Below are 24,301 nucleotides of genomic sequence, written 5' to 3' on the forward strand. Positions count from 1 at the left end.
ATTATGGAAACAGTAAAAAGTGGATTAATAACTAATAATACAAAACAAGAGATAGCAAAGAAAGATAAGCCTAAAACAATTTATGATGTTATTCAAAGCATGAAAGGGCAATTCGAAGTAGCATTACCTAAACATGTTAATAGCGATAGATTTGTAAGAATAGCTTTAACTAGCATAAGACAAAATCCAAAACTAGCTAAATGTGAGCAAGCTAGTTTATTAGGAGCATTAATGACTTCGGCACAATTAGGATTAGAGCCTGGAATACTAGGGCAAGCATATTTAATACCTTACGGAAATCAAGTGCAATTTCAAATAGGGTACAAAGGTTTAATTGAGCTATTAAGAAGAAGTGGGCAGTTAAGTGATATATATGCTTATCCAGTATATGAAAACGATAAGTTTGAAATTACATTTGGTATAGAAAGAAATGTAGTGCATATACCTAATTTCAAGGATAGAGGAAAAGAAATAGGATACTATGCTGTAGCTAAACTTAAAGATGGTGCAGTTTCTTTTGAATATATGACTAAAGAAGAAATAGAAAAACATAGAGATAAATTTAGTAAAGCTGCTAATAGCTCTTCAAGTCCTTGGAAAACTGATTTTAATGAAATGGCAAAGAAAACAGTAATTAAAAAGTTACTAAAATATTTACCTGTTTCAGTTGAATTTTTAGAAAGTGCATCCAAAGATGAAAAAACTTATGAAATTAAAAAAGAAAATATAGAAAAATCAAATATAGGCAATGAAATTTTAGATCCTATGGAAATTGAAGAAGTGGAAATAATAGATGAAACTACTGGAGAAATAATCGAAGAGGGGGTAAATGAATAATGAATTATGTATCATTATTAGGAAGACTTACAAGAGACCCAGAAGTTCAATATACAGGAACAGGTAAAGCTTATTTAAGATTTTCAATTGCAGTTAGAAGAGACAATGATAAGGATGAAGTAGATTTTATTAATTGTGTTGCTTGGGAAAAAAGAGCAGAATTAATAGCACAGTATTTCACTAAAGGACAAAGAATACTAGTTACAGGAAGATTATCAGTAAGTAGTTATGAAAAGGGTGGAGAAAAAAGATATTCAACTGATATATTAGTAGGTTCAATTGAATTTATAGAATATAAAAATGATGAAAATAATAATCAACCAAATAATAATTCAAAGGCAGTTAAAGTAGAAGTAATGGAAGAAGAGGATGATTTTCCATTTTAGGTAAGTAATTTAAAAGAAAGAGAGGTTAGATAATTGGCAAGTAAATTTTATAAGGTTAGTAACAAAATATACAATGCTATATTATCTAACCAAATAAACTATAATACAGTGAAAATTTACTTATTTATGTTAAAAAGAGCAAGTATTACTAAGCTAGAAGATGAAAATAAAGAAAAATATTTTATTGTTACAAGAGAAGAATTAAAAAAAGTACTTACCACTAATTATTTAATAGATATTACAGATTCAATTAAAAAGTTGGAAGAAATAGGGATAATAAAAGTAATTAGAAAAAAAGGAAAAGCTAGTAAATATTATTGGTTAGAAAAATAAGAGTGGGTTGGAAAAAGCAACCTACACTAGATGGGAAAAAGCAACTTAGAGTAGGTTGGAAAAAGCAACCCCTAATATAGATAGTAATAATATAAATAGTAATAACATAGAATTAATTATATAGAATACATAAAGAAAAGAATATAATAAATAAAAGAATAATATATGTGTGTGTAAATAATAAATAATACTATAATAATATATATAGGGTTAAAAAATTTTAACAAAACACACAACATTTTTCTTTAAATCTTCTGAAAGGAGAAAAATGCATAAAATCAAGTTAAAAAAAGAAATATTTTTACGAGGAATTCAACTTTTAGAAATAGTCTTAAATAAGAAATTTACTGAAGAACAGCTAAAAGCATATTATTACTTACTTAATGATCTAGAAAATGAAGAATACACTGTAGGAATAGAAGATTATTTAAAAAATAATTCTTATTCTAAACTTCCGTTACCAGGAGAAATTAGAAAGATTATAGAAAATAAAAAAATAATAAAAGATGAGCAAATTTACCATGAGGTATATTTCCAAATAAAACAAATGACTAAAAACACAACAATAGCTTATGTTTCTGATAATCCAATAGTTCATGTGATAGTAGATAAATTAGGTGGATTAAAGAGATTAGGTCAAATGGATAGTGATAAGCTAGAAATTCTATTAAATTCAAAATTAAGAAATATGGTTAATGTTTACTCTAATATTAAGAATGTTGATATACCATTATTAATTGGAAATATAGAATCTAATCATGTAATAGAAATTGGAGATAAAGAAAGAATTAAACTATGGACTACTAAATATCAAGAAAGGCTGGAAAGTAAGAATGGATAAAATCTTTATAAAAGGAAATGTTCCTAGCAGTAAAAATTCAAAACAATGGACTGGAAATTGTTTAATATCGAGTAAAACAGTAAGAAAATATTTGAAAGAATATGAAATCCAATGGAAGTACAAAAAAAGTGATTTTCTTAAAATGGTAGGCAATAAACAAATACCGCTAAAAATACATTTTAAATTTATTAGAGATAGTAAAAGGAAATTTGATTATCATAATGCAGTTCAATTACCATGTGATTTAATGACTAAACATGGTTGGATAGATGATGATAATGCAGATAATATAATTCCGATATTTGACAATTATGAATATGATAAGAAAAATCCAGGTGTTGAGATTTGGGTAGAATAAGGAGAAAAAATGTGGAAATGTAAACGATGTGACAACAATATTATAGTTAAGGCTACATATGAAGAAATAGATCCAATAGTTAATAAGATAACACTTAAAAAAGAGAATAAGATAGTTTATACATGTTTAGCTTGTAGGAACAAATCGAGTAATTTGAAGAATATAGCTAGTTGGAGAAATCAATACGGAGATGAAGAAGGGGAGGAATAATGAAAAACGTTGAAAGAAAAAAGAGAGCCAAGGTAATTAAGAAAATAAAAGAATTAATATTAAATGGGGAGCAATTAGATTTTTTAAGTAGACATAATCCTAAAATGAAATATTCAGTTAGATATAGAATAGTAGGAGAAAATATAGAATATAGAGTTTCTACAGGATTTCTTAGGTCAAATCTAGAAGACTTTATATCAAGCAGAGTTATGAGTCCAAGTGTTGCGATTGATGGTAAAACATTTTTAGAAATTTATGAGGAGGAATAAAATGGAAAAAGTATTAGAAATAGAAATTAAAAAAATAAACCAAGAATATTCAGTTTGGTGGATAACATATCAAAACGAGTGGGTGTTTCCTAGAGGGGAGTTTAAAGATGATGAATTAGGCGTATACAGTTTTATGCAACCTACAATTTTTGAGGATGAAAAGGAAGGTTGGATATTGAATATCAAAGGGAAAGCAATTCACTATGATATAACTCCTAAAATACTTGAAAACAAATATTTACCTATACTGATAAAAAAAGTAGACGAAATCAATGAAAAATATGGGATAAAGACTGAAAATTCAATGGTTGATAGAGACAAATTAAATTCTAACGTTTTAAGACTTCAAAGAGTATTCAATGTATTCTCGTTTAATTTGAATAGCTTTACCGATAAAGAAACGAAAGAGAAACTATCAGGTATAAAAGATGAGCTTGAATACATATTAGAAGCATTTGAAAAGGCTAAAAAAATTTAAAGAGTGGAGAAAAGAAAATGAAAGAAAAAGTATTAGAATTAAAAATAGTTGAAATAAATGAAGAGTGGAGTGTGTGGTATATAACACATCAAAATGAGGAAGTTTTACCTAGGGGAATATTTGAAGATGAAGAATTGGGAGTATATAGTACTTTGAGTCCCTTATTCATGATTGAAGAGAAAGAAGAACCAGTGTTAGGACTTTTAGGAAGATGGGAAACTTCTGATAACGAACCCAACAAAATTTTAAACGTTGACGTACCGTTGTTGCAAAAAAAAGTAGACCAATTAAACGAAAAATATGGAACAGAAAAGATTGGAAATTCAGGAGTTGATAGAGATGAATTAAAAAATGATATTTTAACACTTCAAGGAATTTGTAATGTATTGTATTTTGATTTAGATAGTCTTGCTGATGAAGAAATGAAAAATAAGCTAACAAAGCTAAAAGATATGCTTGAATATATATTAGAAGCATTTTAAAAGGCTAAAAAAAATTAAAGAATGGAGAGATAAAAATGGTTTATCAAGGTAGCAAAAATAGATATGCAAAGTTTATAATTCCCATAATAAATAAAATCATAAAAAATAATAATATAACAACATTTGTAGATTTATGTTCTGGGGGTTGTAATATTGTTGCCAATCCAAAATATGATATAGATGTTAAAAATAAGATGGCTATAGATAATAATAAATATTTAATTAGTTTATTAGAGAAAGTAAAAAGAAATGAACTTGAATTTAGGTTTATTGAAAAAGACGAGTATTTAAAAGTTAAGTATAATAAAGAACATTTTGAAGATTGGTTTGTAGCATATTGTGCTTTTTTATGTTCTTTTGGGAGTATGTGGTTTGAAGCATACATTGGTTTTTTAAAAGATAAAGGAAAGATTAGAAATATGCAACTTGAAAGATATAATAATCTATTAAATCAATCAAATAAATTAAAAGAGGTTAAACTTGAATATAACGATATATTTGATATAGATTTTTCAAAATTTGATAAAAATACACTTTTTTATATAGACCCGCCGTATAGTGATGTAATTGGTTATCATAACAAATTTGATAATGTAAAATTTTGGGATTTGGTGGAAACATTATCAAAAGATTTCATTGTTTTAATTAGTGAGTACAAAGCCCCTGAAAATTTTATAAGTATATGGGAAACGGGTTTTAAAAGTCGTTTAAATAACTGTGTTGATGCTAGTAAAATTAAATCGTACACGGAGAACTTATTTATACATAAAGATAATTTGAGAAAAATTGGTTATGAAATTAAAGATTAAGAAAATTTAGAGAATGGAGAAAACTATGGAAAAATACATACCGAAAACTAAAGAAGAATTAGAAAAATTAGTAGATGATTTAGATATTAATTTAGGGGATATAGATGTATCTAATGTTACAGATATGACTGACCTATTTTTTGATACAGTTAGGGAAGATTTCACTGGTATAGAAAATTGGAATGTGAGTAATGTAACTGATATGTGTGGAATGTTTGCATTTAGTGGATTTAATCACGACATATCTAAGTGGAATGTATCAAATGTTGAAAATATGAGCTATATGTTCAAATGTTGTGAGTTTAATCAAGATATTAGTAATTGGAATGTATCAAATGTTAAAGATATGTATGCTATGTTTAAAGAATCTTCATTTAATAGAGATGTGAGTAAATGGAATATATCTAATGTTGAAGATATGAGCCATATGTTTGAAAATTCATACTTTAATGATGATATTAGCAAGTGGGTTGTATCTAGTGTTAAAAATATGTATTGTATGTTCAATGGCTCAGAGTTTAATGGTGATATTAGTGAGTGGAAATTAAATAAAAATATTATCATAGATGACGAAACTTTAAAAAGAATAAAGAATTAGGAGTATGCAATGAGTTATAGAATATACCTTAATGTAGAAAGAGATGGGGTAGATATAGGGGATTATCAATTATTTGGAAATAACGACTATCCAGATAGTCTGTATGAATACTTAATAAGTGAAAATCTAATTGATAAAGAATATTTAGAGGATAACGAATATTGTATTGATAAAATCGAAATTAAAAATTTAAAAGAATTTAACGAAAAAGTAATAGTTCCAAATATAAAAAATGATATTCATTTAAGACCGACTAAAAATAAATATGGAACATACTATAATGTTCCCATTAGTAAAGATGGTGTAGAAAAAGGTACGGTTTATGAAACGTGGCTTATGTTAAAAACTAGTAAAATATTGATGTTTTATAATTTATGTGAGTTTTTAAATGAAAATGATTGTTTTAAAAATAATTTTTTAAAAAGTTTAGAACTAAAAGAAGATATAAAACTATATATTGAAGCATTTTAAAAAGTTAAGAAAAGTTAAGAAAAGTTAAGAAAAGTTAAGGCTGAAATTGATTAAAAGAAAATTAGGAGGATTAAAAATGAATATAACGAAAATAGCAAGTAATTCAAGGGTTGGAATTGAAAGAGAAAGTTTAGACTTTTATGCAACCAACCCACAAGATTTTAAAAAATTTGTAAATTGGTATGATAATAATATTGAAAGTTTAAAGGATAAAAAAATATTAGAAAGTTGTGCAGGTAATGGACATATGAGCATTGTCCTTAAAGATTATGCGGATGAGGTAGTAAGTTATGATTTAGTTGAAAGAGATTATAAATTAGACAAAGTTATTAATATGTATGATATTGAGGATATAAAAGGTTTTGATTATGTAATAACTAATCCTCCTTTCAGAGAATTAAATAAATTTTTAAAAAAATTCTTAGATATTGCAGAAGATGGACAAAAACTTTTATTTTTAGTTCCTATGTATGCTTTGGAAACTAAAGGGAGATATGAAATTTACAAGGAGTATCCACCTCATACAATCTTTATTAGTACAAGTAGAATATTGTGCAGTAAAAATGGAAATTTTGAAACATTTAAAAATAAAAGCAGTGCAATGTTTTGTTATATCAAATTTATCAAGGGGTATAAAGGCGAAACAAAATTAAGCTTTTTACCTTTTGAATATTAAGGAGGATTAAAAATGTCAAAATGGATTGAACCAAAAAATGCAAATTGGAAACCATTAATAAACTTAGATAGTGTGAAATTTTTTTGTAAATACGAAGATTATGATGAATTTTATATTAGATTTAATTTTGGCGGAGTAGGTTTGTCAGTAAATGATACAGCTCCGATAGAGTCCGTTGATATAGACATTTCATTTGATACTGAAGAAGAAAGAGATAAAGAATATGAAAGAATAAAGAAAATGTTGCTGGAGGAATAATGAACTATAGAATATGGAACACTAAAGAAAAGAAATATGAACCTGACTTGTTTCTTAGTCAGGATGGAACTAGAATAATGAAAGAAGGTTGGTTTAAAGCAGTTCCTTTGAGTGAAGATTTCAAGGTAGAGCAGGGAATATGTATAACGAATGAAGGAACTTTCTATGAGAATGATATCATTCAATATTTCGATGGAGAAGTAGGAGTGGTAGAATTAAACAATGAAGGTGATTTCTGGGTCGATGTGGAAAGATTATCAGATGTATATGACATATATTTGGTTGGAAATGCTAATGTGACTAATATAGAAGATTGCTACGATGAAGAATCAGAAAAAGATTATCAAAATAACTTAAAATATGAAGAAAACGCAGGAAAGTAGGAGGAGAACATGATAGTTGAAATATTATATTGTACCAACTTAATTGCTATAGCTCTATATGGCTTCATTTGGTATGCTAGAGCTCAAAAGTACCTTAAAGGGTGGAATGAGTCGTTAGAACTCCAAAAACCAAAAATAGAGCAATTAAATAAGCTATATGAGATGAATATAAAATTATTACATGAAAAAAGAGAGCTAGAAAAAGAGATAAGAGAACTTAAAAGTCAAATAAGAGATACGGAAGAAATGGTTAAGAAGTTTAATGACTGTATAGTATCTTTAAGTGAAAAGAATAAAGAAATTATCGTGCTTAAATACAAAGTTAGAGAACTTAAATTAGAATTAAATAAGGTGAATAATAATGAGAAAACTGAAATTTAAAAAAGAACCTTTAGACCAAGAAACTAAAGAAAAAGGAATTAAATTAGTAATCTTAGGTGTCCTTATGAATTCATTCGCTAAACTTCTTTATTGGAATAAAGACTTTAAAAAAGATGTCAATCAAATAGGAATATTACTTGATATGTGTGAAAGTAAAACTAAAATCGTTTTCCAGGAAAAAGAGGTGTTTAACGACTATCCTACTAGCCCACTAATTAAAAGGTGGAGTAAACTATATAAGGATGCTGAAACTAATGTTTCTAATAAAGTAAGATTAATTTTTGAAGAATTTTTACAAGATTATATGCAAAGGGTAGAGAAAGACACTGTCGACAATTACATGAAATACTATAGAACTGCAACAATGCATGATATATATGAAATTAAAGAGATGGTTAAAGATGTGGTCAGAATTGGAATATGTTTCAATAACTATAAAGTAGCAATTCAAGGTAAGGAAACCAAGGAAGAAAAGACTTTATTAACTCTAGCTAATACTTGGCTAGGAAAAATACACAAGGACATATTAGGAGGTTAAATTGAAAGAATTGGAAATAAGAGAGTTAATTAAAAAAGAGGTTAAGACAGCCGTAGAATATGAAATGAAAGATATTCAGCACTTAAAAATAGAAGACAGTAAAGTTCTTTTAAAAAATTATCCTAGTTATAAAAGAAGGGTGGAAAAGATTAAATTCGACATTGATTATATTGGTAGTCCTGAATATGTTCCTATAAATTTCAAAGAAGAAGGAATTAATGTTCAAGGAACCAAAGAATATAAAAGTGAATTAGAAAAAAAAGAGGAAAAGATAGAAAAACTAAAGAAAGAATTGAAAGATTATACTGATGTAATAAACAAGATAGAAAGAGCGTTAAATATTCTTAAAAAGAATGAGTATTATATGATACTAGAGTTGAAATATTTCAATAACTTAAATTTGGATGTCGTGCTAGAAACTATGCATATTAGTTATGGTAGTTACAAAAGACACCATAATAAACTGATTAAAGAGTTTAAAAGTTTGATTTCTTTATAAAAAGTGATACGCTAAATGATACGATAGTGTATATGAAAGTATGCTATAATATAAAGTGTAAAAGCATAGATGAATAAATTTAATGTTTTTTTCATACTGTTTTCCTTTCGTTAAATAGGTGTCATTTAAGTGGCACCTATATTTAATTTAGGAGGTGGAAATGCTGTATAAGACATGTGCTAAATGTAAGAAGAAACTAAAATTAAAAGAAACATGTTTATGTAATAAGAGTAGACATAAGATTTATGATAAATTTAATAGAAATAAAGATGCTAAAGAATTCTATCATTCTAAAGAGTGGATAAAAGTTAGGAAGATGGTGTTAGAAAGATTCAATTACTTAGATGTATACGAATTGAATACGACTGGAAGGATAGTTCCTGCGGAGATAGTTCATCATATTGTTCCTTTAGAGGAGTCGAAGAAACGTTCGCTTGATGTTGACAATCTTATTCCAGTGTCGACTGCTAATCATAACAGAATACATCGAATTTATGATAAGAGCGGAAATGATAAAAAAGCTTTACAAATTAAACTGAAAAAATGGGTAGGGGGTAGGTGAAAAAGTTTCACGAAAATGCCCTCGAGACCGCGTCGATTCTTTTCTGTGGAGAAATTCCGAAAACTCATGTGAAACGTATTGAAACTAATTTGAAGGTATGTTATAATTAAAAAAAGGAAATTCGAGAGAGTTAGGTGAAAAAAATGATTGGAATATTAATTCTTTGTTTTATATGTATGGTTTTATATACTACATTGCCTTATATGGTTATAAGTTGGTTAATTGGTATGATTTGGGAAAACAAATTATTCTATTTCATTTGTTTAATGATTGGACTATTTCTAATTTATTTCTTGGAGTTAGCTTTCTATTATGTTGTAAATAAAATTTTTAATAAATTAGGAATTTAAAAAAATATAAAATATAAAATATAAACACTGAGTTCATCAGTGTTTTTTTTTGTTTATAAACACGAAAGGAGGTGTCATCAAATATGGCTAGACCTAGAAAGTCTCTTTCGGAACAAACGAGTCATTTGACTAAAGAGGAAAGAGCGTTAAGAGAACATCAAGAAAGAGAATCTAAGGTGGGTAGGAATATGATACCTCCTGGATGGTTGAATGAAAAATCAAAGGTGATATTCTATGATATAGTATCCGAGTTAGATGAAAAAGAATTGTTAGATAATTTAGATTTACCGCTACTCTCAATTTATTGTGACGCATACGCTAGAGTTCAAGAACTAACTAATTTAATAGATAAGGAAGGGTACATCATATTCCGTATGAACGATAAAGGTAGCGTCACTACTAGTAAGAATCCTAATGTAGATATCTTGAAACTAATGCAAAAAACTGTCTTAGATTATGCGGTCAGATTAGGGCTGAATAGCATCGATAGGACTAAACTAATTACTACTAAACCGAAAGATGAAGAGGTGGATCCTTTTGAAACTTTCATTAAGTAAGAAAGAACTAAAAGAGTTAGATCCTACTAACCCATTAGACCTATATGTAATTAATGTATTTAAGCATAAAGTGCCGATAGGGACAAATCAGTTTCTGGTGATAAAAAGATATCTAAATTTAAAGAAAAAAAGGGAATATTACTTGGACCTTCAAGCGGTGAATGACATCATATCAATTACCAACCTACTTGTAATAGTTAAAAATAGTAGAATAGAAAAATTTAAGACTCGAGATTTCCAGAATTTCATATTAGGTAACCTTGTCGGATGGAAAATAGTTAAGACTGGAAAGAATTTATATCGCGAAGGCTATATACAGCTTGCAAGACAAAACGGAAAGTCGTTACTGTTAGCTGCGCTAGCGATATACTATTCTGTGTTTAAGTCTTTTAGAAATGCTCGTATATTCTGTGCAGCAACCAAAAAAGAACAGGCAAAGATAGTATGGAAGAATATTAAGACATTTATAGAAAACAACAAAGTTTTAAAAAAGAAATACTTTAAAGTCAAAGAACACGCGAGTTTAATCATAAGTAAGTTTGGTAATGAAATCATAGCTCTTTCGAAAGATAGTAAGTCACTGGACGGTTTCGATTCAGTATTAGGAATCATAGATGAATACCATGCACATAAAACTGAGGAGGTATATAAACTTATTTCAGACGGGCAAATATATGTAGACGACTCATTAATCATCGCTATTACTACCGCAGGACCTAATTTATCATATCCTTGTTATCACCAATATACATATTGTAAGAATATATTAAATGAAATAGTAGAAAAGGACTCACTATTCATATTCATTGCCGATTTAGATAACAAAGACAAAGTAAGTAATACTAATAACTGGATTAAGGCTAATCCGTTTATTTGCTTAAACCAAGACTATTCAATTAATGAAGAAGGTATTAAAAGAATAAACGATGAATACAAGGAAGCATTGGAAAAGCAAGGTAGTACCATGAATAACTTTCTTACTAAGAAGTTGAATTTCTGGGTACAAAAGAGTGAAAATGATTATCTAGATAAGTCGAAAATTAAATTGAACGGGTCATTTTTAACATTGGAATTTATGAGAGGTAGAGAGGTATATGTAGGATTAGACCTTTCGAGTGGAGGAGACTTAACGAGTATAGGAATGGTATTTAAATTAGAGGACGGGACTTATTACATACATTCTCATTCGTTCGTGCCAAGTGAAGTAATAGAGAAGAAAGAACGTGTCTCAAAAGCTCCGTATAGAGATTGGATAAGAAGAGGGCTAATTACTTTAACACCTGGATTCAAGACAGATTACAAATTCATATTAGAGTATTTGAAAAACACATTAGAAACTTACGAATTGAATATAGTAGATATTGGGTACGATCCGTATGGTGCGGGAGCTTTTTTAAGTGATTTAGAGGAAATTACAGATAGTATCACCTCTGTTCAACAAAGTGCGCGTAATCTAGGGAGTACGGTTGATGACTTTAGAATATGTTTCGAAGGTAAGATAGTTAGTTACAACAAAGATAACGATTTGCTTAAATGGTCATTGGGTAACGCTAAAGTGACTTATAACTCATTCGGAGAGCCCAAAGTAGTAAAAGAAAATGGGAATGAAAAGATAGATCCTGTCGTATCTATCATAGATGCGTGGTATTTAATGTTTAACAATTCCGAATATGAACAGGATGTCAATGATTCGTTTGACGAGTGGTACAAAGAAAATAAATGAGGAGGTGAATAAGATGGGGATATTTAATTTATTTAATAAGGTAGAAGAAAGAGAAACAAGGGAAGTTAATTTCGATATGTTTGAGGAACGCGAAGTTTATAGAGCTAATCCTATGAGTGAAATAACATACTATACGTGTCTAAAGAAGTTGAGTGAAGCTGTATCGAAACTTAATATACATCTATATGATGATAAAAACAACAGAATATATGACCATGAGGTAATTAGATTGCTTAATCAACGCCCTAATTCGTTCATGACACCTAGTATATTTAAACAAACTATAGAATATTCACGTAATCATAAGGGAAACGCTTATGTTTATATTAAATTTAATAAGTTTGGTATGGTAGAAGGTTTATATCCGCTTGAAAGTGGAAATGTGGAAGTGGTAATCAATAGGGACATCGAGGGACTTCCTGACGTTCTTTATAGAATAAGTTTAAACGGGAAGAAACACGTGTTATTACCACATGAAATAATCCATTTAAAAAGTGGTTTATCAGAAGATGGTGTGATTGGCAAAAGTGCAGTAAATATACTTAAAGATACCTTCGACACTAACCAAAAAGGGAGCCAATTCTTTAATAGATTATTAGATCATGGGTTAAATATTAAGGGAGTTGTAGAAGTAGACCAAAGTTTAAATGACACTAAAAGAAAGGTGTTATTAGACGTATTAACGAGAGATATAAGAACTAATTCTAATAAGAATTTTCTTATATTACCAAAAGGTGCTACTATGACTCCTTTAAACTTTAAATTAACTGATGCACAGTTCTTTGAAATTAGAAAATATACTTCTAATCAAATTGCTGCAGTGTTTGGAATTAGCCCTATATATCTTAATGACTATTCTAAGGCTAGTTATTCTAATAGCGAGGCTCAGAATTTAAGTTTCTATACTGATACTATGTTAGCTATATTGAAACAGTACGAGGAAGAACTTGACTACAAGTTATTAACAGAGCAAGAAAGAGCTAAAGGATATAACTTCAAGTTTAATCTATCTGGAATTCTAAGAGGAGACAGTAAGACTCAATCAGAAGCCATTAGAACTTTAGTATCTACTGGAGTATATACTGTTAATGAGGCTAGAGTAATGCTAGGTAAAAACGAATTACCAAACGGAGACGTTAATTTAATCAACGGAACCTATGTTAAGTTGGAAGATATAGGAAAAGCTTATGAAAAAGGAGGTGTAATCGAGGATGATAATACTAAATAGAGTGGAAGAGAGTCAAGCTGATATTACTATTAGTGGGGACATTATGCCGGATGATTTGAAATGGTTTTATGGTGAAGATATTACTTCTCCGAGAGACATTAGAAATTTTTTGAAAGAAAATGAAAACATCGATGTTATATTTAATATTAATAGTGGTGGCGGGGATGTTTTTTCAGGAACAGAAATAGCTAATCTGATTAGAACTCATAAAGGAAAAACTATAGCGAATATAGAATCTTTGGCAGGTTCCATCGCGAGTGTAATAGCATTTTCTTGCGACAAAATCAAGATGCCAAAGAATTCTTATTTAATGATTCATAAACCATTTGCGAATTTAAGTGGCGATTCGGATAAATTAAGAGATACGGCTAATTTATTAGATAAAATACAGAATAACATTGAATATGTGTATCAGAAGAAGGCATTAGACGGAGTTACTGATAAGCAAATTAGCAAGATGGTCAATGCTACCACGTGGTTCACTGGAGAAGAAGCTACAAAGTACTTTGATATCGAGTTATTAGATGAGGTTAAGGTGCTGAATTGCACTACGAACATGGAGTTCGAGAACGCCCCATCTTTTTTATTGAAAAAAAACACAGAAAAAGTAGAAGAAAACGAGAGTGAAACGTCCAAACTATCACCAGAAATCATTGAAAAAGTATCAAATTTAAAGAAATTTTAGGAGGAAAAATGAAAAATTATAAAGATTTATTAGTAGCATACAATGCTATGGTTGATGAGATTCAAGGAATGACTGAAACTCATACGGAAGAAGAAATTATAAACAAATTAGCTGAGTTAGAAACTTTAAAAAACTCAGTTAAATTAGCTAAAAAAATTGAAGATACAAAGAAACTGGAAATTGCAAATGACACAAAAATTGAAATAAAAGGAGATGTTAAAATGGAAAATAAAAGAGTAAGTGAGATTCTAGCGAAATTAATTACAGGAAGAGCTAGCGCGGAGGAAAGGGAAGAATATTTAAATTTCACAGGTCAAGTAGAAGGGACAGATACTAAAGGAGGATACTTAGTTCCTACTGAATTCATAGCTAAATTACATGAACATAAAAGAAGTTTACCATCATTAGAAGATTTAGTTACTAAGATACCAGTTAAGACTAACAAAGGAGTAATGCCAATAGCTGATAACAAACCTACCTCTAAAATGACAAAATTAGGTGAAGGAGTTAAAGCTAGCGTATCAGAAGAATCATTCTCTCAGTTATCATATACTGTAGATAAATATGTCGATGTAATGGCAGTATCAGAAGAATTAATGGCTGACGCAGCATTCAACGTAGAAGATTTAATTAAAATGAGAATAGCTAAAAAATCAGTTAGAACTAATAATGATTGTGTAGTTACTGAGTTGAAGAAAAAGACTAGTCCGTTAGAAGCTACTAAGACTAAGTTACTAGAAAAATTAGAAGAAGCTATATATAACTTAGACCCGTTACATAGAGACTCTACTATAGTAACTTCGACAGAAGGTGTTAAAGCGTTAGCAACTTTAAAAGATAACGACGGTAGATACTTATTAATACCTGATCCATTAAATCCTTATGTTAAGAAATTCTTAGGATTCACAGTGTTCGAATTACCTAACGTAGTATTACCAAAAGTAGAAACTAATAAGGTAGAATTCTTCGTTGGTGACTTAAGTCAATATTTAGTTAAATTCGATAGAGAAACTTTAGAATTCTCTAAATCTAATGAGGCTGGGTTCTTAGAAGGGTCGATATATATAAGAGCTATGGAAAGATTCACTTATAAAGTATTAGATTCGGAAGCAATTCAATATGTTAAATGGGCTAACGCTTAATTAATATAGGAGGAGCGTATGGATTTAGAATTAATTAAGTCATATCTTAGAATAGATTACGATGAAGACGATACGCTCCTTTATAATATTTCAGTTGTGGCTGATTTATTTTTAGAAGGAGCTATCACCAATTGGGAGAAAATTAAAGAAGATAGTAAATATCAAGAAAAGGTCAAGATACTGCAATTAGCAGTAGTCCAGGACTTATACGATAATAGAGGAACTGGAGTAAAGGAACCAAAGATTAATCATATTATCAGCTCGTTAATTAGACAATTAGACATATTAGGAGTTACTTATGAATCTAACTAATAAATTAAATAGAAAAGTTCAAGTATTGAAATATACTAAAATTAAAAACTCTCTAGGCGAAAGTACATACGAATATATTCCGTTTAAGAAAGTATACGCTCAGGTCATGCCTTTAAAAAATTCTTTAAATGATTTAAACAAGGAAAGTGAAGAAGAAAATTCACAATATAAATTTATTATAAGGAAACAGTCTTTTAAAGGGCTAGACGTTAAGTGTATCTTAGAATTAGAAGGTGTTAAATACTCTATAGATTACTGGAATTTAGATTTCAAATCTAATGAATATATCGAAATATTCGCCACTAAGAAGGTGAAAGAATAATGGATTTAGAATTTGACATGGAAACGGAAGAAATACTTAAAGAGTTACATAAGATGTCTAAAAACACTCCAAAATTAGTGAAAAAGCATTTGAAAAATGTGGGTAAAAACATGACGAAAACCATTAAGAAAACTGCAAAACAATTGGTTGGGGTTGGAAAAAAACAAAAGAATCCTAGGAAAAAGTATCACAATAGATTCAAAACCTCAAAAGTGCTTGAAGACACTGGTACTTATGCTGTAGGTACCTACAATTCTAGCCCACACGCTCATTTAATAGAGTATGGATACAAGACCTCAAAAGGCTATGTACCAGGTAAGTATCCGATTACAAAAGGCGTGAGTAAGTATTGTCAAAATATAAAAAAAGATTTAGAGGACATGCTTGATAAAGTAATAGACGAGGGAGGTTTCTAATGATAGTAGAATTGATTAAGAATATAAATGATAGATTAAATAAGTATATTCCAGGAATAGAAATAGTTAGTCAAGACATCGATAAAAACGGAGTATACCCATGTTTCAAAGTAGACTTGATTAGTAGAAATTTAAATCGAATTACTGAGAATATTCTCGAGTATACCTACAGTATCGTTATCAATTTCTATCCTAAACCTAACGTAGATAATAGAATATTACTTTTAGAAATAGGAGAGAAACTAGACCAAATATTTTCATTTGAATTTAATGGATGGCAAATATTAAGTAAAGAAGTATATGATAATGAAGACTTCATTACTTGCGCGTTAGATTATAGGAGTACTAGAATCTATGATAATGAAACAGAACTTAGAGAGAATGAAGATAGTTTAATTAATGAAAAAGAATATGAAACAATAGAAAAAATAGAAAACAAGGAGGAATATTAATGGGAGCACCAATAGTTAATATTAAATTTAGAGAAAACGTAGCTAATGCCGTTAAGATTAGTCCTAAAGGGCATGTGACGCTAATAATAAAAGATAATACTTTAAATGAAAACATTAAAGTATTCAAGAAATTAACTGACGTCAATGGATTAGCAACCGAGAATGCTGAATATGTTAAAGATGTGTTCGTGGGTGGAGCAGCTAAGGTGACTATCTTAAATGTTAGGGATAGCTATACTATAGATAAGGCTATTAAAGACTTAGAAAACATTAAAGCTAATTATGTAGGGGTATTGTCAGGGGATGCTCAAGACCATACTAAATTGGCAAAATATATTAAGACGGCAGATAAGGCGCTAAAGACAATTAAAGGGGTAGTATACAACTTAACTAATCAGGATTGCATGCATTTAATAAATTTAGTTAATACTAAAGTAACATTCAATGATAGTAGAGGAGAAGTAGATGGTTGGAAAGTGGTTCCTTACTTATTAGGAGTCCTAGCTGGAATGCCTTATTCAAGAGGTGCTACTAACTACAACTTATCTGGTTTGTTAAAAACATCAAACGTGGAAGATATTGATGCTGAAATAAACAAAGGTAATCTAGTGCTTAACTATGACGGTGAAAAGACTAAAATAGTGGCAGGAGTCAACACTTTAACTACGGTAGACAAAGACCATTCGGAGGCTATGAAGAGTATAGTAGTAGTTGAGGCAATGGACTTAATGAGGGATGATATAGATGCTAACTTTAGACTATATATCGGAGGGTATAAGAATACTTATTCGATGCAAATGATGATAATTACGTCAATTAAAGCTTACTTCAAAGAATTAACAAGATTAGAGGTGCTAGATCCTGAGTTCGACAATACTATAGACCAGGATATAGAGGCTATGCGTATATACTGGGAAGGTAAAGGTCAGGACACTAGTTCATTAAGTGAATCAGACATAAGACACAAAACTTGTGGGAAAAATGTATATTTCGTTTCAAGTGTTAAAATATTAGAGGTAATAGAAAACTTTGATTTAAGAGTTTTCTTAACAGTTTAAGGAGGTAGAATATGGCAGCAAGCAAAGGTGATAAGTCAGTAATATCAGCAAAATTTGGAGAAATTATAGTTGATGGAGAAGTTATCCAAGAAGTAAGTAAGTCAGAAATAAAAGTCACTATGGAATATTTCGATGTAGAAAGGGCTAATGATTTAGTTAAATATAAGAAATTTGCAGGGTATGAGATTTCAGGAACGATGACTATAAACAAGGTGAATTCTAAATTTGGGAAATTAATTGAACAAATTATCAAAGATAGATACTGTCCTGAAATAAACATGCAGTCAACGTTGAAAGATAAAGCATTTAATGGTTCAGAAGCTATTGCATATTACGGAGTAACGTTCGAGGAAGTTACATTACAAAAGATAGATAATGAAAAATTCGAAATTGAATTACCGTTTAAAGCAAGAGAATTTGAATATTTAGAACATATGGAATAGGAGAGATAATATGGAAGATAAATTAGGATTATTAATTGATAAATTGGAAAACAAAGGAAATAATCATGTATATTATGATGAATATTTAGATATGGAATTAGAAATTAAGAAATTTTCACTTAGAAGATTTAGTAAAATGCAAGAAGGTGCGGATAAAAATACCGACAAAGCGTTAGAAACAATGTACAAGATAATATATGAACACGTTCCATTATTCCAAAGCGACGAGTTATTTGAAAAAAGCGGAGTGCAAAAAAGAGAAAACGTTATTGCTAAAATATATGATGAAAAATTAAAACCTATAGAAAAAATATTTAATTTTATAAACGTTGAGGTATATCAATTAGATGTTGATGTAGAAAAAAAGTCATAGAAGAGTTTGAAAAAGGATTCAATAATTTTAAAAAAGACAACTATTGTAATCTTGTTTCGTATTATTTGAATAGAGGACACACTTTGTCCTCTATTCTTACATTATCAGAAGATGAAATGATCATTTACACTTATTCTATGATGTTAGAAATAGAAAATGAAAATATTAGGAATGGAGGTTAAAAGATGGCTATTAAAATTGGTGCTATTTTTGAATTAAAGGATCAATTTTCAAAAAGAATGAAAACAATAGAAAAAATAACAGGAAAATCTTTTAAAAATATTTCTAAAAATTTTAAAAAATTAAAAAATAGAGCGAAGAAAACATTTAAATTAATTGGAGGATATATAGTAAAAGGGGTTATCGTTTCTGTGGCTGCGTTAGGGAAATATATGAAAGACTCATTAAAATCATATGAAGTACAAAATAGAGCTACGTTGACGTTAACTAATTCTTTAAAGAAACAACAAGGTATGACAAACCAGATGATTAAAAGTACACTTGATTATGCAGGAGTGGTTCAGTCACAAGGAGTAATAGGTGACGAAGTTCTTCAAATGGGGATGAATGAATTGGCTCTATATGGATTAAAAGGTGAGCAAATAAAAAAATTAACAAGTGGCTTAGGTGATATGCTAGTTAAAGAGAAAGGATTAAATGCTACCGTAGAAGATTCTATGATGGCAGGTAAGGCGATTGTTAAAGCTCTTTCAGGAAAGGTTAAAGGTCTTCAAAGTTATGGAATAACTCTGGACGAGACAGAACAAAAAACGTTTAAATTGTTAAATACGGAAAAGAAAATCGAATTCTTAAACAATAAGATTAAGACTTCCATAGGAGACTTAAATAAAAAAATAAGAGAAACACCGGAGGGGGTAACGAAAGCATTAGCTAATGAGTTTGGAGATGTACAAGAAGTCATAGGAGAAAGTTTACAGCCTGTTGTTACAAATATAATGAAAGAACTACTTAAAAATATCCCGACTATAAAGAAATATTTAATGGACCTTATAAAAAAAATTAAAGAAATAGAACCTGTAATAACAAGTTCAATAAATGTTGCGATATCGTTTACAATAAAATTAATAGATTCTTTAATTGTACTTATTAAATGGTTGTCAGATAATTGGAGTTGGATAAAAAAATTAGCGGTGACACTTTCGGGACTCATTGTAATTTTAAAAATTTATAACAAAACAAAGCAGATGATTATTTTTTCTCAACAAGTTTTAAATAACGCTAAAGCACTTGGAATCATAGCCGAAAATACTACTTATGCTAGTATTTTAAAATCTATAGGAGCCTTTTTATGGCAAAAAACAGTAATGATAGGTAGTACGTTAATTACCTGGGGAATGACTGCAGCCACTTGGGCTTTAAATACAGCGTTAGCGATATTAACATCGCCAATTGCGTTAGTCATTGGAGCAGTCGTAGGACTAGCGACAGGAACATACTATTTATACAAAAATTTTGATTGGGTAAAATCTAAAATTGGCGAGTTATGGACTGCATTTAAAAATTCAGGACCAATACAAACATTAATAGGTTGGTTCAAGAGTTTGTTATCATATATACAACCTGTATTAGATATAATAATTAAATTAAAAGATGGTATTACTGGACTTATAACAGGTGGTATAGATAAGATAAAAGGTTTATTTGGGTTTGGTAAAGGTGTTGAAATTCCTAAAAATGCAATGGGGACTCCTTATTTCCAAGGTGGACCTACTATGGTTAACGAACGTGGAGGAGAATTAATAAACTTACCTAACGGAAGTCAAATCATTCCTCATGATCTAAGTAAGAAGATAGTTAATAACAAAACAAGCAACGCTAATATCACCATAAATATAAATGGGTCGGACAAAAGTTCTAAAGAAATAGCATACGAAGTCGCAGCAATATTTAATAGACAACTTGGTCTACAAGGAGGTAACGTACTTGGATAAGATAATATTTACATATGATGGAGTAGACTTCCATCTTCCATTTTCAACTGCACTTGAAATAAATAGAGAATACGATGATTACGAATTTACTAATATATTAGGCGAAACTTATGCTATTCCTGGTAATGCTAGGTTAAGGGAGTTTGAAATAACTGGAATAATTAGTGAGAAAGATTACGTATTCTATTCTCGTAGAGCTAATAAGAATTTAAGTTCGTATATTAACTTTTTCGATAGACCTAGAAAAGAAAAGAAACCTTTATTAATTACTATAGGTAACGATAATACTACTATAGTTCAAATGGAGTGTTTAGCTAGCTTTAGTTACTCCAATTTAGACAGAGTTGGAGATATTTCTTTTAATATTAAAGTTAAAGAATATAAAGAGGTAGAAATATGATAGTTAAATTAAATGGTAAGAATGTGACAAAACTAGTTCAGTCGCTAAATATGAGTAATTCCATAGATACTTTATCTACTACTGTTTCTATCTCTTTTCCTTTTTACAAGAATACTAAATTCTTAGTAGAAGTTAAAGTTGGGGATAAACTAGAAATAGACCATATATTTCAAGGTATAGTAGTAGACTGTGTCTATGATAAAGAAAGTACCGAAATCAAGGCGTTTGATATTGCTTTTTATTTAAGTAAGAATATGATTCTAAAACAGATTAGAAATACTGCGGCGAAAGAAGGAATAAAGGCTATATGTTCTGAACTAGGGATACCTATTAATATTAAAAGTGGTTTAGACACCAAGGTTAACCTTATGTTTAAGAATAAAAGCGCTAGTGATAGTATAGTTGATATCATTAAAGAAGATACTAAGCAAACCGGTAAGGAATATTTTATATATACTTTAAATAATAAAGTATATATTGAAGAGTTAGGAAATGAGGAAGTGGCACTTAGTTTCAAATTAAACGATGCAGAAACATTTAAAGGTGATAAATTGTTAAGTGAAAAAGTAGTAAGTGAGAACATAGAGGAATTGAAAAATTCAATATTAGTGTTATCGGACGACAATAAGTCATTAAAAGTGCTAGCTAAAAATGAAGATAGCGGAAGTATCAATAAGTATGGAAAACTTCAAGAAGTGGTAGAGCTTAATTCCAAAGAAAACAAGAAAGCGAAATCAGTAGCCAGCACTACTTTAAATAGTTTAAACAAAATCAAAAAAGTGGTTAATGTTAATCTAATTACTGATACTTATGTTATAAGTGGTAAGAAGATTAAATTAGAAAATGTAGACTATTTGATTAAGTCAGTTAACTTAGACTTTGAAAATGGAGCATTTAAAGGTAATTTAGAATTAAAGGAGTTGGTATAGGTGGACAATAATCCATTCGAAGAATTAGCAAAAATGTTTAAAGCTAATGAAAATAGATCGTATCTAGGCACTATGATAGCAGAAGTAATAGATCCTCTGCCAAATTTAAAATTGAAACTACTAAATGGAGCAATGGAGATAGACCATGAAATTGAAGGAGACCAAATATTTATAGCTAGAAGTATTACTAATAGAATTGATATAGATGTGACTTTTGAAAAATTCGAAAGTCAAGGAAACATACATAAGATTAAAGATGGAATTAAGTTAGCATTTAAGAATTTAAAGGCTGCGGCAGCTAATATAGTACATATAGCTCCACCAAGTCCACCTAACCCAGTAGTTACTGACTTATCCGTACCAAGTGGAAATATGGATGAATTTAGTTCTAAAATGGCAACTAAAGAAAAAGGAAAATTCAAGGCTCAATTCTTAGTAACCTTAAAAAAAGGAGACAAGGTACTTGTAATAACAAATGAAACTGAGGACCAATATTTCATAGTAGACATTATGGATCCTTTAAAGGAGGTTGAATTAGAATGGGAATATTACCAAAAATCTTAACGGACACGTCCGTTGAATCAAAAGAGAGCAAAGAAAATATAAAAGGGACTAGTTCATACATAGTTGACTTTAAAAATAAAAAAATGAAATATTTTAATGGTATTCCAGAAATAGATAACCAAGAGCTACTGACTAAGATGTATATCCAAAAACTACTATATACAGAATTAGGAAAATGGGAGTTTCATAAAACTTATGGAACTAATTACAAGCAACTGACCTATGGTAAAAAATATACCTTAGTTGATAAAATTAGAATTGAAAGTAATTTAAAAGAGCAATTATTAAAATATGACGACATATTGGCAGTTAACGAACTTAAAATAATTCAAAAGAATAAGACATTAAATATACGTTTTGATGTTCAATTAAAAAATAAAAAAATACTAGAATGGGAGGAGGAAATAGTAAATGATTGATTTAATCAATTTAGAAGTACCTACTCAGGAAGAAGAAGTTAAAAGATTGTTAGCTATGATTCCTGACCAATTCTATAAAGAAGAGGGAAGTATATTTCATGATGTACTAAGTATAGTAGCTAATGATAATATAGAAAAATTAAAATTAATGAAGAATATATTTATTAATTCATTTGGAATTACTGCAACCGGAGAATTTTTAGACCATAAAGTAGCAGAAGTAGGAATGGAGAGAAAGTCAGGAGAAAAAGCAAAAGGAATAGTTAAATTTATGGGGGCTCAAGGCACTAGAATATCTCATAATACCATAGTATTATGCGACAACTTGGAATATGCTACATTAATAGATAGTGAAATAGGAGTTGAAGGCAATGTTTCAATAGAGGTGGTAGCTACTGAAATAGGTAGAAACTATAATATTAAAGGTAATATGATTAATAAGTTAGGGACTACCATTAATGGGGTTAGTAATGTGACTAACGAAAATGATTTCAAAGGCGGAGAAGACGTTGAAACTGACTCTGAATTAAGAGCGAGATACTTAGAGAAAGTTAGAGAACCTGCAACTTCTGGAAACGTATATGATTATAAACGTTGGGCGACATCGATTAATGGAATAGGGCAAGCTAAGGTATATCCTCTCCATGCAGGACCAGGGACAGTAAAAGTGGTAGTAATTAGTAATCTAGGTCGAACTGTTGAAAATGAGAAGATAGAAGAAGTTAAAAGGTATATTGATAATCTTAAACCTATCGGGGCGACTGTGACAGTAGCTAATGCTACACCACTAAATATTAACTTTACTGCGAGAATTAGTAAAAGTGAGCTAGTTGACATAGAAACTATTAAAGAAGAATTCAAGGTTAAATTAAACGAATATATTACTAATGTTAATTTAAACAATGGCTCTATATCATATGGTCGTGTGAGTGCTATTCTTTATGGACTAAAAGGTCTAATTGACTTCAACGATTTAAGAATTAATAATGGGACTAACGGAGTATCTATTCCAGGAGAAAGTATAGCGGTACTTGGGACGGTGAATTTAAATGTATAGATTAGCTGATTACTACAAAGGTATACCCGAGTTCGACGAACTAGAGGATAAATTATTAGACATTGAAAAAGAAAATTTTGATAATATAGAAAAACTAAAAAGAGAACTAATTATAATCACCTCTAATGAAGAAGGACTAGATATTTGGTCTAAGACTCTAGGAACGTCTAAGACTAAACTCGATATCCTTACGAAATTAAGAGGTTCGAAGACTATCACCAAATTAAATCTAGCTTACATTATTAAAGACATCTTAAATCAAGATACGTTAGTGGAAGTAACGGAGCAGAACGAAATTTATAGAGTATTGATAGGAGTTCATGACACTAATGAAAACTTAGATGGAATTCAAGAGAAATTAAGAGAAGAATTAAAATTAATAATTCCAAGTCACATTGAACTGCTTATATATTTCAACTCACTTATTTGGGTTAAATATGAAGCTTATAATAAGAATTGGGACGCGTGGGACGGACTTAATTTAAGTTGGAATAGATTTGAAAGATATAACGAAAGCGTATAGAAGAAAGTAAGGAATAGGAGGTAGATA

At 29.5% G+C, this 24,301-nt stretch carries 38 protein-coding genes; all 38 read left to right on the top strand.

The window, feature by feature from the left end; translation table 11 throughout:
* Nucleotides 1–3 precede the first annotated feature (3 nt).
* The 38 genes from recT to GM111_RS00925 all read left to right on the top strand — a co-directional run bounded on the left by recT (nucleotide 4) and on the right by GM111_RS00925 (nucleotide 24,274).
* Nucleotides 4–837 carry a recombination protein RecT gene (gene recT, locus GM111_RS00740; protein ID WP_156298981.1) on the top strand — a complete coding sequence of 278 codons (834 nt, stop codon included), beginning with the start codon at nucleotides 4–6 and terminating at the stop codon, nucleotides 835–837.
* Nucleotides 837–1,223, top strand: a complete 387-nt coding sequence (locus GM111_RS00745; RefSeq protein ID WP_156298982.1) for a single-stranded DNA-binding protein — start codon at nucleotides 837–839, stop codon at nucleotides 1,221–1,223. The genes recT and GM111_RS00745 overlap by 1 nt, the downstream gene beginning before the upstream one ends.
* A gap of 33 nt (nucleotides 1,224–1,256) precedes the next feature.
* A complete protein-coding gene (locus tag GM111_RS00750) occupies nucleotides 1,257–1,556 on the top strand; it encodes a hypothetical protein (RefSeq protein ID WP_156298983.1) in 300 nt (99 codons plus the stop codon).
* 268 nt (nucleotides 1,557–1,824) lie between these two features.
* The gene (locus GM111_RS00755) at nucleotides 1,825–2,397 is read left to right on the top strand and encodes a hypothetical protein (protein WP_156298984.1); all 573 of its coding nucleotides are present in this window, start codon (nucleotides 1,825–1,827) and stop codon (nucleotides 2,395–2,397) included.
* Nucleotides 2,390–2,755 (top strand): RusA family crossover junction endodeoxyribonuclease, encoded by a 366-nt coding sequence (locus tag GM111_RS00760; protein WP_156298985.1) that lies wholly within the window; start codon nucleotides 2,390–2,392, stop codon nucleotides 2,753–2,755. Before GM111_RS00755 ends, GM111_RS00760 begins: the two co-directional genes overlap by 8 nt.
* Before the next feature lie 9 nt (nucleotides 2,756–2,764).
* Complete coding sequence (locus tag GM111_RS00765; protein WP_156298986.1) at nucleotides 2,765–2,965, top strand: hypothetical protein; 201 nt, start codon at nucleotides 2,765–2,767, stop codon at nucleotides 2,963–2,965.
* Nucleotides 2,965–3,234 (top strand): hypothetical protein, encoded by a 270-nt coding sequence (locus GM111_RS00770; RefSeq protein WP_156298987.1) that lies wholly within the window; start codon nucleotides 2,965–2,967, stop codon nucleotides 3,232–3,234. Before GM111_RS00765 ends, GM111_RS00770 begins: the two co-directional genes overlap by 1 nt.
* Nucleotide 3,235: 1 nt before the next feature.
* Nucleotides 3,236–3,712 (top strand): hypothetical protein, encoded by a 477-nt coding sequence (locus GM111_RS00775; protein WP_156298988.1) that lies wholly within the window; start codon nucleotides 3,236–3,238, stop codon nucleotides 3,710–3,712.
* A 17-nt stretch (nucleotides 3,713–3,729) separates the two neighbouring features.
* Nucleotides 3,730–4,194, top strand: coding sequence for a hypothetical protein (locus GM111_RS00780; protein WP_156298989.1), 465 nt, complete (start codon nucleotides 3,730–3,732; stop codon nucleotides 4,192–4,194).
* 35 nt (nucleotides 4,195–4,229) lie between these two features.
* Nucleotides 4,230–5,003 (top strand): DNA adenine methylase, encoded by a 774-nt coding sequence (locus GM111_RS00785; RefSeq protein ID WP_156298990.1) that lies wholly within the window; start codon nucleotides 4,230–4,232, stop codon nucleotides 5,001–5,003.
* A gap of 25 nt (nucleotides 5,004–5,028) precedes the next feature.
* On the top strand, nucleotides 5,029–5,601 hold the full coding sequence (locus GM111_RS00790; protein WP_197034420.1) for a BspA family leucine-rich repeat surface protein: 573 nt from the start codon (nucleotides 5,029–5,031) through the stop codon (nucleotides 5,599–5,601).
* Between the two features lie 9 nt (nucleotides 5,602–5,610).
* Nucleotides 5,611–6,072, top strand: a complete 462-nt coding sequence (locus GM111_RS00795) for a hypothetical protein (protein WP_156298992.1) — start codon at nucleotides 5,611–5,613, stop codon at nucleotides 6,070–6,072.
* 76 nt (nucleotides 6,073–6,148) lie between these two features.
* Nucleotides 6,149–6,748: a hypothetical protein gene (locus tag GM111_RS00800; protein ID WP_156298993.1), complete on the top strand. Its 600-nt coding sequence runs from the start codon at nucleotides 6,149–6,151 to the stop codon at nucleotides 6,746–6,748.
* Nucleotides 6,749–6,760: 12 nt separating this feature from the next.
* The gene (locus GM111_RS00805) at nucleotides 6,761–7,006 is read left to right on the top strand and encodes a hypothetical protein (protein WP_156298994.1); all 246 of its coding nucleotides are present in this window, start codon (nucleotides 6,761–6,763) and stop codon (nucleotides 7,004–7,006) included.
* Nucleotides 7,006–7,389, top strand: coding sequence for a hypothetical protein (locus GM111_RS00810; protein ID WP_156298995.1), 384 nt, complete (start codon nucleotides 7,006–7,008; stop codon nucleotides 7,387–7,389). The genes GM111_RS00805 and GM111_RS00810 overlap by 1 nt, the downstream gene beginning before the upstream one ends.
* A gap of 9 nt (nucleotides 7,390–7,398) precedes the next feature.
* On the top strand, nucleotides 7,399–7,770 hold the full coding sequence (locus GM111_RS00815; RefSeq protein WP_156298996.1) for a hypothetical protein: 372 nt from the start codon (nucleotides 7,399–7,401) through the stop codon (nucleotides 7,768–7,770).
* Complete coding sequence (locus GM111_RS00820) at nucleotides 7,751–8,308, top strand: hypothetical protein (RefSeq protein WP_156298997.1); 558 nt, start codon at nucleotides 7,751–7,753, stop codon at nucleotides 8,306–8,308. The genes GM111_RS00815 and GM111_RS00820 overlap by 20 nt, the downstream gene beginning before the upstream one ends.
* Nucleotide 8,309: 1 nt before the next feature.
* Nucleotides 8,310–8,807, top strand: coding sequence for a hypothetical protein (locus GM111_RS00825; RefSeq protein WP_156298998.1), 498 nt, complete (start codon nucleotides 8,310–8,312; stop codon nucleotides 8,805–8,807).
* A 160-nt stretch (nucleotides 8,808–8,967) separates the two neighbouring features.
* The gene (locus GM111_RS00830; protein WP_156298999.1) at nucleotides 8,968–9,369 is read left to right on the top strand and encodes an endonuclease; all 402 of its coding nucleotides are present in this window, start codon (nucleotides 8,968–8,970) and stop codon (nucleotides 9,367–9,369) included.
* Nucleotides 9,370–9,907: 538 nt separating this feature from the next.
* The gene (locus GM111_RS00835) at nucleotides 9,908–10,276 is read left to right on the top strand and encodes a phage terminase small subunit P27 family (protein ID WP_197034421.1); all 369 of its coding nucleotides are present in this window, start codon (nucleotides 9,908–9,910) and stop codon (nucleotides 10,274–10,276) included.
* The gene (locus GM111_RS00840; RefSeq protein WP_197034422.1) at nucleotides 10,257–11,999 is read left to right on the top strand and encodes a terminase large subunit; all 1,743 of its coding nucleotides are present in this window, start codon (nucleotides 10,257–10,259) and stop codon (nucleotides 11,997–11,999) included. Before GM111_RS00835 ends, GM111_RS00840 begins: the two co-directional genes overlap by 20 nt.
* A 13-nt stretch (nucleotides 12,000–12,012) precedes the next feature.
* Nucleotides 12,013–13,227 (top strand): phage portal protein, encoded by a 1,215-nt coding sequence (locus GM111_RS00845; protein ID WP_197034423.1) that lies wholly within the window; start codon nucleotides 12,013–12,015, stop codon nucleotides 13,225–13,227.
* Nucleotides 13,211–13,912 carry a head maturation protease, ClpP-related gene (locus tag GM111_RS00850; protein WP_156299003.1) on the top strand — a complete coding sequence of 234 codons (702 nt, stop codon included), beginning with the start codon at nucleotides 13,211–13,213 and terminating at the stop codon, nucleotides 13,910–13,912. The genes GM111_RS00845 and GM111_RS00850 overlap by 17 nt, the downstream gene beginning before the upstream one ends.
* Before the next feature lie 8 nt (nucleotides 13,913–13,920).
* A complete protein-coding gene (locus GM111_RS00855; RefSeq protein ID WP_156299004.1) occupies nucleotides 13,921–15,054 on the top strand; it encodes a phage major capsid protein in 1,134 nt (377 codons plus the stop codon).
* Between the two features lie 18 nt (nucleotides 15,055–15,072).
* A complete protein-coding gene (locus GM111_RS00860) occupies nucleotides 15,073–15,366 on the top strand; it encodes a head-tail connector protein (protein WP_156299005.1) in 294 nt (97 codons plus the stop codon).
* The gene (locus GM111_RS00865; RefSeq protein WP_156299006.1) at nucleotides 15,353–15,688 is read left to right on the top strand and encodes a phage head completion protein; all 336 of its coding nucleotides are present in this window, start codon (nucleotides 15,353–15,355) and stop codon (nucleotides 15,686–15,688) included. Before GM111_RS00860 ends, GM111_RS00865 begins: the two co-directional genes overlap by 14 nt.
* On the top strand, nucleotides 15,688–16,104 hold the full coding sequence (locus GM111_RS00870; protein ID WP_156299007.1) for an HK97 gp10 family phage protein: 417 nt from the start codon (nucleotides 15,688–15,690) through the stop codon (nucleotides 16,102–16,104). The genes GM111_RS00865 and GM111_RS00870 overlap by 1 nt, the downstream gene beginning before the upstream one ends.
* Nucleotides 16,104–16,556 (top strand): phage tail terminator family protein, encoded by a 453-nt coding sequence (locus tag GM111_RS00875; RefSeq protein WP_156299008.1) that lies wholly within the window; start codon nucleotides 16,104–16,106, stop codon nucleotides 16,554–16,556. Before GM111_RS00870 ends, GM111_RS00875 begins: the two co-directional genes overlap by 1 nt.
* Nucleotides 16,556–17,614, top strand: a complete 1,059-nt coding sequence (locus GM111_RS00880; protein ID WP_156299009.1) for a phage tail sheath C-terminal domain-containing protein — start codon at nucleotides 16,556–16,558, stop codon at nucleotides 17,612–17,614. Before GM111_RS00875 ends, GM111_RS00880 begins: the two co-directional genes overlap by 1 nt.
* Before the next feature lie 11 nt (nucleotides 17,615–17,625).
* Complete coding sequence (locus GM111_RS00885; RefSeq protein WP_156299010.1) at nucleotides 17,626–18,057, top strand: phage tail tube protein; 432 nt, start codon at nucleotides 17,626–17,628, stop codon at nucleotides 18,055–18,057.
* 10 nt (nucleotides 18,058–18,067) lie between these two features.
* Nucleotides 18,068–18,430 carry a hypothetical protein gene (locus GM111_RS00890; protein ID WP_156299011.1) on the top strand — a complete coding sequence of 121 codons (363 nt, stop codon included), beginning with the start codon at nucleotides 18,068–18,070 and terminating at the stop codon, nucleotides 18,428–18,430.
* Between the two features lie 185 nt (nucleotides 18,431–18,615).
* Nucleotides 18,616–20,382, top strand: coding sequence for a phage tail tape measure protein (locus GM111_RS00895; protein WP_156299012.1), 1,767 nt, complete (start codon nucleotides 18,616–18,618; stop codon nucleotides 20,380–20,382).
* A complete protein-coding gene (locus GM111_RS00900; protein WP_156299013.1) occupies nucleotides 20,375–20,782 on the top strand; it encodes a hypothetical protein in 408 nt (135 codons plus the stop codon). Before GM111_RS00895 ends, GM111_RS00900 begins: the two co-directional genes overlap by 8 nt.
* Nucleotides 20,779–21,711 (top strand): XkdQ/YqbQ family protein, encoded by a 933-nt coding sequence (locus GM111_RS00905; RefSeq protein ID WP_156299014.1) that lies wholly within the window; start codon nucleotides 20,779–20,781, stop codon nucleotides 21,709–21,711. Before GM111_RS00900 ends, GM111_RS00905 begins: the two co-directional genes overlap by 4 nt.
* Entirely contained in the window at nucleotides 21,712–22,275 is a 564-nt protein-coding gene (locus GM111_RS00910; RefSeq protein ID WP_156299015.1) for a DUF2577 family protein, read from the top strand. It abuts the gene before it with no gap.
* A complete protein-coding gene (locus GM111_RS00915) occupies nucleotides 22,251–22,694 on the top strand; it encodes a contractile injection system sheath initiator (protein ID WP_156299016.1) in 444 nt (147 codons plus the stop codon). The genes GM111_RS00910 and GM111_RS00915 overlap by 25 nt, the downstream gene beginning before the upstream one ends.
* Complete coding sequence (locus GM111_RS00920; protein ID WP_156299017.1) at nucleotides 22,687–23,751, top strand: baseplate J/gp47 family protein; 1,065 nt, start codon at nucleotides 22,687–22,689, stop codon at nucleotides 23,749–23,751. Before GM111_RS00915 ends, GM111_RS00920 begins: the two co-directional genes overlap by 8 nt.
* The gene (locus tag GM111_RS00925) at nucleotides 23,744–24,274 is read left to right on the top strand and encodes a hypothetical protein (protein WP_156299018.1); all 531 of its coding nucleotides are present in this window, start codon (nucleotides 23,744–23,746) and stop codon (nucleotides 24,272–24,274) included. Before GM111_RS00920 ends, GM111_RS00925 begins: the two co-directional genes overlap by 8 nt.
* Nucleotides 24,275–24,301 lie beyond the last annotated feature (27 nt).

The organism is Streptobacillus canis (genome assembly GCF_009733925.1).
GTDB classification, from domain to species: Bacteria; Fusobacteriota; Fusobacteriia; order Fusobacteriales; family Leptotrichiaceae; genus Streptobacillus; species Streptobacillus canis.

Bases quoted from the DNA above. Each gene is read 5' to 3' on its own strand.
- recT (WP_156298981.1), top strand. From the start codon at position 4: ATGGAAACAGTAAAAAGTGGATTAATAACTAATAATACAAAACAAGAG.
- GM111_RS00745 (WP_156298982.1), top strand. From the start codon at position 837: ATGAATTATGTATCATTATTAGGAAGACTTACAAGAGACCCAGAAGTT.
- GM111_RS00755 (WP_156298984.1), top strand. From the start codon at position 1,825: ATGCATAAAATCAAGTTAAAAAAAGAAATATTTTTACGAGGAATTCAA.
- GM111_RS00760 (WP_156298985.1), top strand. From the start codon at position 2,390: ATGGATAAAATCTTTATAAAAGGAAATGTTCCTAGCAGTAAAAATTCA.
- GM111_RS00765 (WP_156298986.1), top strand. From the start codon at position 2,765: ATGTGGAAATGTAAACGATGTGACAACAATATTATAGTTAAGGCTACA.
- GM111_RS00770 (WP_156298987.1), top strand. From the start codon at position 2,965: ATGAAAAACGTTGAAAGAAAAAAGAGAGCCAAGGTAATTAAGAAAATA.
- GM111_RS00775 (WP_156298988.1), top strand. From the start codon at position 3,236: ATGGAAAAAGTATTAGAAATAGAAATTAAAAAAATAAACCAAGAATAT.
- GM111_RS00780 (WP_156298989.1), top strand. From the start codon at position 3,730: ATGAAAGAAAAAGTATTAGAATTAAAAATAGTTGAAATAAATGAAGAG.
- GM111_RS00785 (WP_156298990.1), top strand. From the start codon at position 4,230: ATGGTTTATCAAGGTAGCAAAAATAGATATGCAAAGTTTATAATTCCC.
- GM111_RS00790 (WP_197034420.1), top strand. From the start codon at position 5,029: ATGGAAAAATACATACCGAAAACTAAAGAAGAATTAGAAAAATTAGTA.
- GM111_RS00795 (WP_156298992.1), top strand. From the start codon at position 5,611: ATGAGTTATAGAATATACCTTAATGTAGAAAGAGATGGGGTAGATATA.
- GM111_RS00800 (WP_156298993.1), top strand. From the start codon at position 6,149: ATGAATATAACGAAAATAGCAAGTAATTCAAGGGTTGGAATTGAAAGA.
- GM111_RS00805 (WP_156298994.1), top strand. From the start codon at position 6,761: ATGTCAAAATGGATTGAACCAAAAAATGCAAATTGGAAACCATTAATA.
- GM111_RS00810 (WP_156298995.1), top strand. From the start codon at position 7,006: ATGAACTATAGAATATGGAACACTAAAGAAAAGAAATATGAACCTGAC.
- GM111_RS00815 (WP_156298996.1), top strand. From the start codon at position 7,399: ATGATAGTTGAAATATTATATTGTACCAACTTAATTGCTATAGCTCTA.
- GM111_RS00820 (WP_156298997.1), top strand. From the start codon at position 7,751: ATGAGAAAACTGAAATTTAAAAAAGAACCTTTAGACCAAGAAACTAAA.
- GM111_RS00830 (WP_156298999.1), top strand. From the start codon at position 8,968: ATGCTGTATAAGACATGTGCTAAATGTAAGAAGAAACTAAAATTAAAA.
- GM111_RS00835 (WP_197034421.1), top strand. From the start codon at position 9,908: ATGATACCTCCTGGATGGTTGAATGAAAAATCAAAGGTGATATTCTAT.
- GM111_RS00845 (WP_197034423.1), top strand. From the start codon at position 12,013: ATGGGGATATTTAATTTATTTAATAAGGTAGAAGAAAGAGAAACAAGG.
- GM111_RS00850 (WP_156299003.1), top strand. From the start codon at position 13,211: ATGATAATACTAAATAGAGTGGAAGAGAGTCAAGCTGATATTACTATT.
- GM111_RS00855 (WP_156299004.1), top strand. From the start codon at position 13,921: ATGAAAAATTATAAAGATTTATTAGTAGCATACAATGCTATGGTTGAT.
- GM111_RS00860 (WP_156299005.1), top strand. From the start codon at position 15,073: ATGGATTTAGAATTAATTAAGTCATATCTTAGAATAGATTACGATGAA.
- GM111_RS00865 (WP_156299006.1), top strand. From the start codon at position 15,353: ATGAATCTAACTAATAAATTAAATAGAAAAGTTCAAGTATTGAAATAT.
- GM111_RS00870 (WP_156299007.1), top strand. From the start codon at position 15,688: ATGGATTTAGAATTTGACATGGAAACGGAAGAAATACTTAAAGAGTTA.
- GM111_RS00875 (WP_156299008.1), top strand. From the start codon at position 16,104: ATGATAGTAGAATTGATTAAGAATATAAATGATAGATTAAATAAGTAT.
- GM111_RS00880 (WP_156299009.1), top strand. From the start codon at position 16,556: ATGGGAGCACCAATAGTTAATATTAAATTTAGAGAAAACGTAGCTAAT.
- GM111_RS00885 (WP_156299010.1), top strand. From the start codon at position 17,626: ATGGCAGCAAGCAAAGGTGATAAGTCAGTAATATCAGCAAAATTTGGA.
- GM111_RS00890 (WP_156299011.1), top strand. From the start codon at position 18,068: ATGGAAGATAAATTAGGATTATTAATTGATAAATTGGAAAACAAAGGA.
- GM111_RS00895 (WP_156299012.1), top strand. From the start codon at position 18,616: ATGGCTATTAAAATTGGTGCTATTTTTGAATTAAAGGATCAATTTTCA.
- GM111_RS00905 (WP_156299014.1), top strand. From the start codon at position 20,779: ATGATAGTTAAATTAAATGGTAAGAATGTGACAAAACTAGTTCAGTCG.
- GM111_RS00915 (WP_156299016.1), top strand. From the start codon at position 22,251: ATGGGAATATTACCAAAAATCTTAACGGACACGTCCGTTGAATCAAAA.
- GM111_RS00920 (WP_156299017.1), top strand. From the start codon at position 22,687: ATGATTGATTTAATCAATTTAGAAGTACCTACTCAGGAAGAAGAAGTT.
- GM111_RS00925 (WP_156299018.1), top strand. From the start codon at position 23,744: ATGTATAGATTAGCTGATTACTACAAAGGTATACCCGAGTTCGACGAA.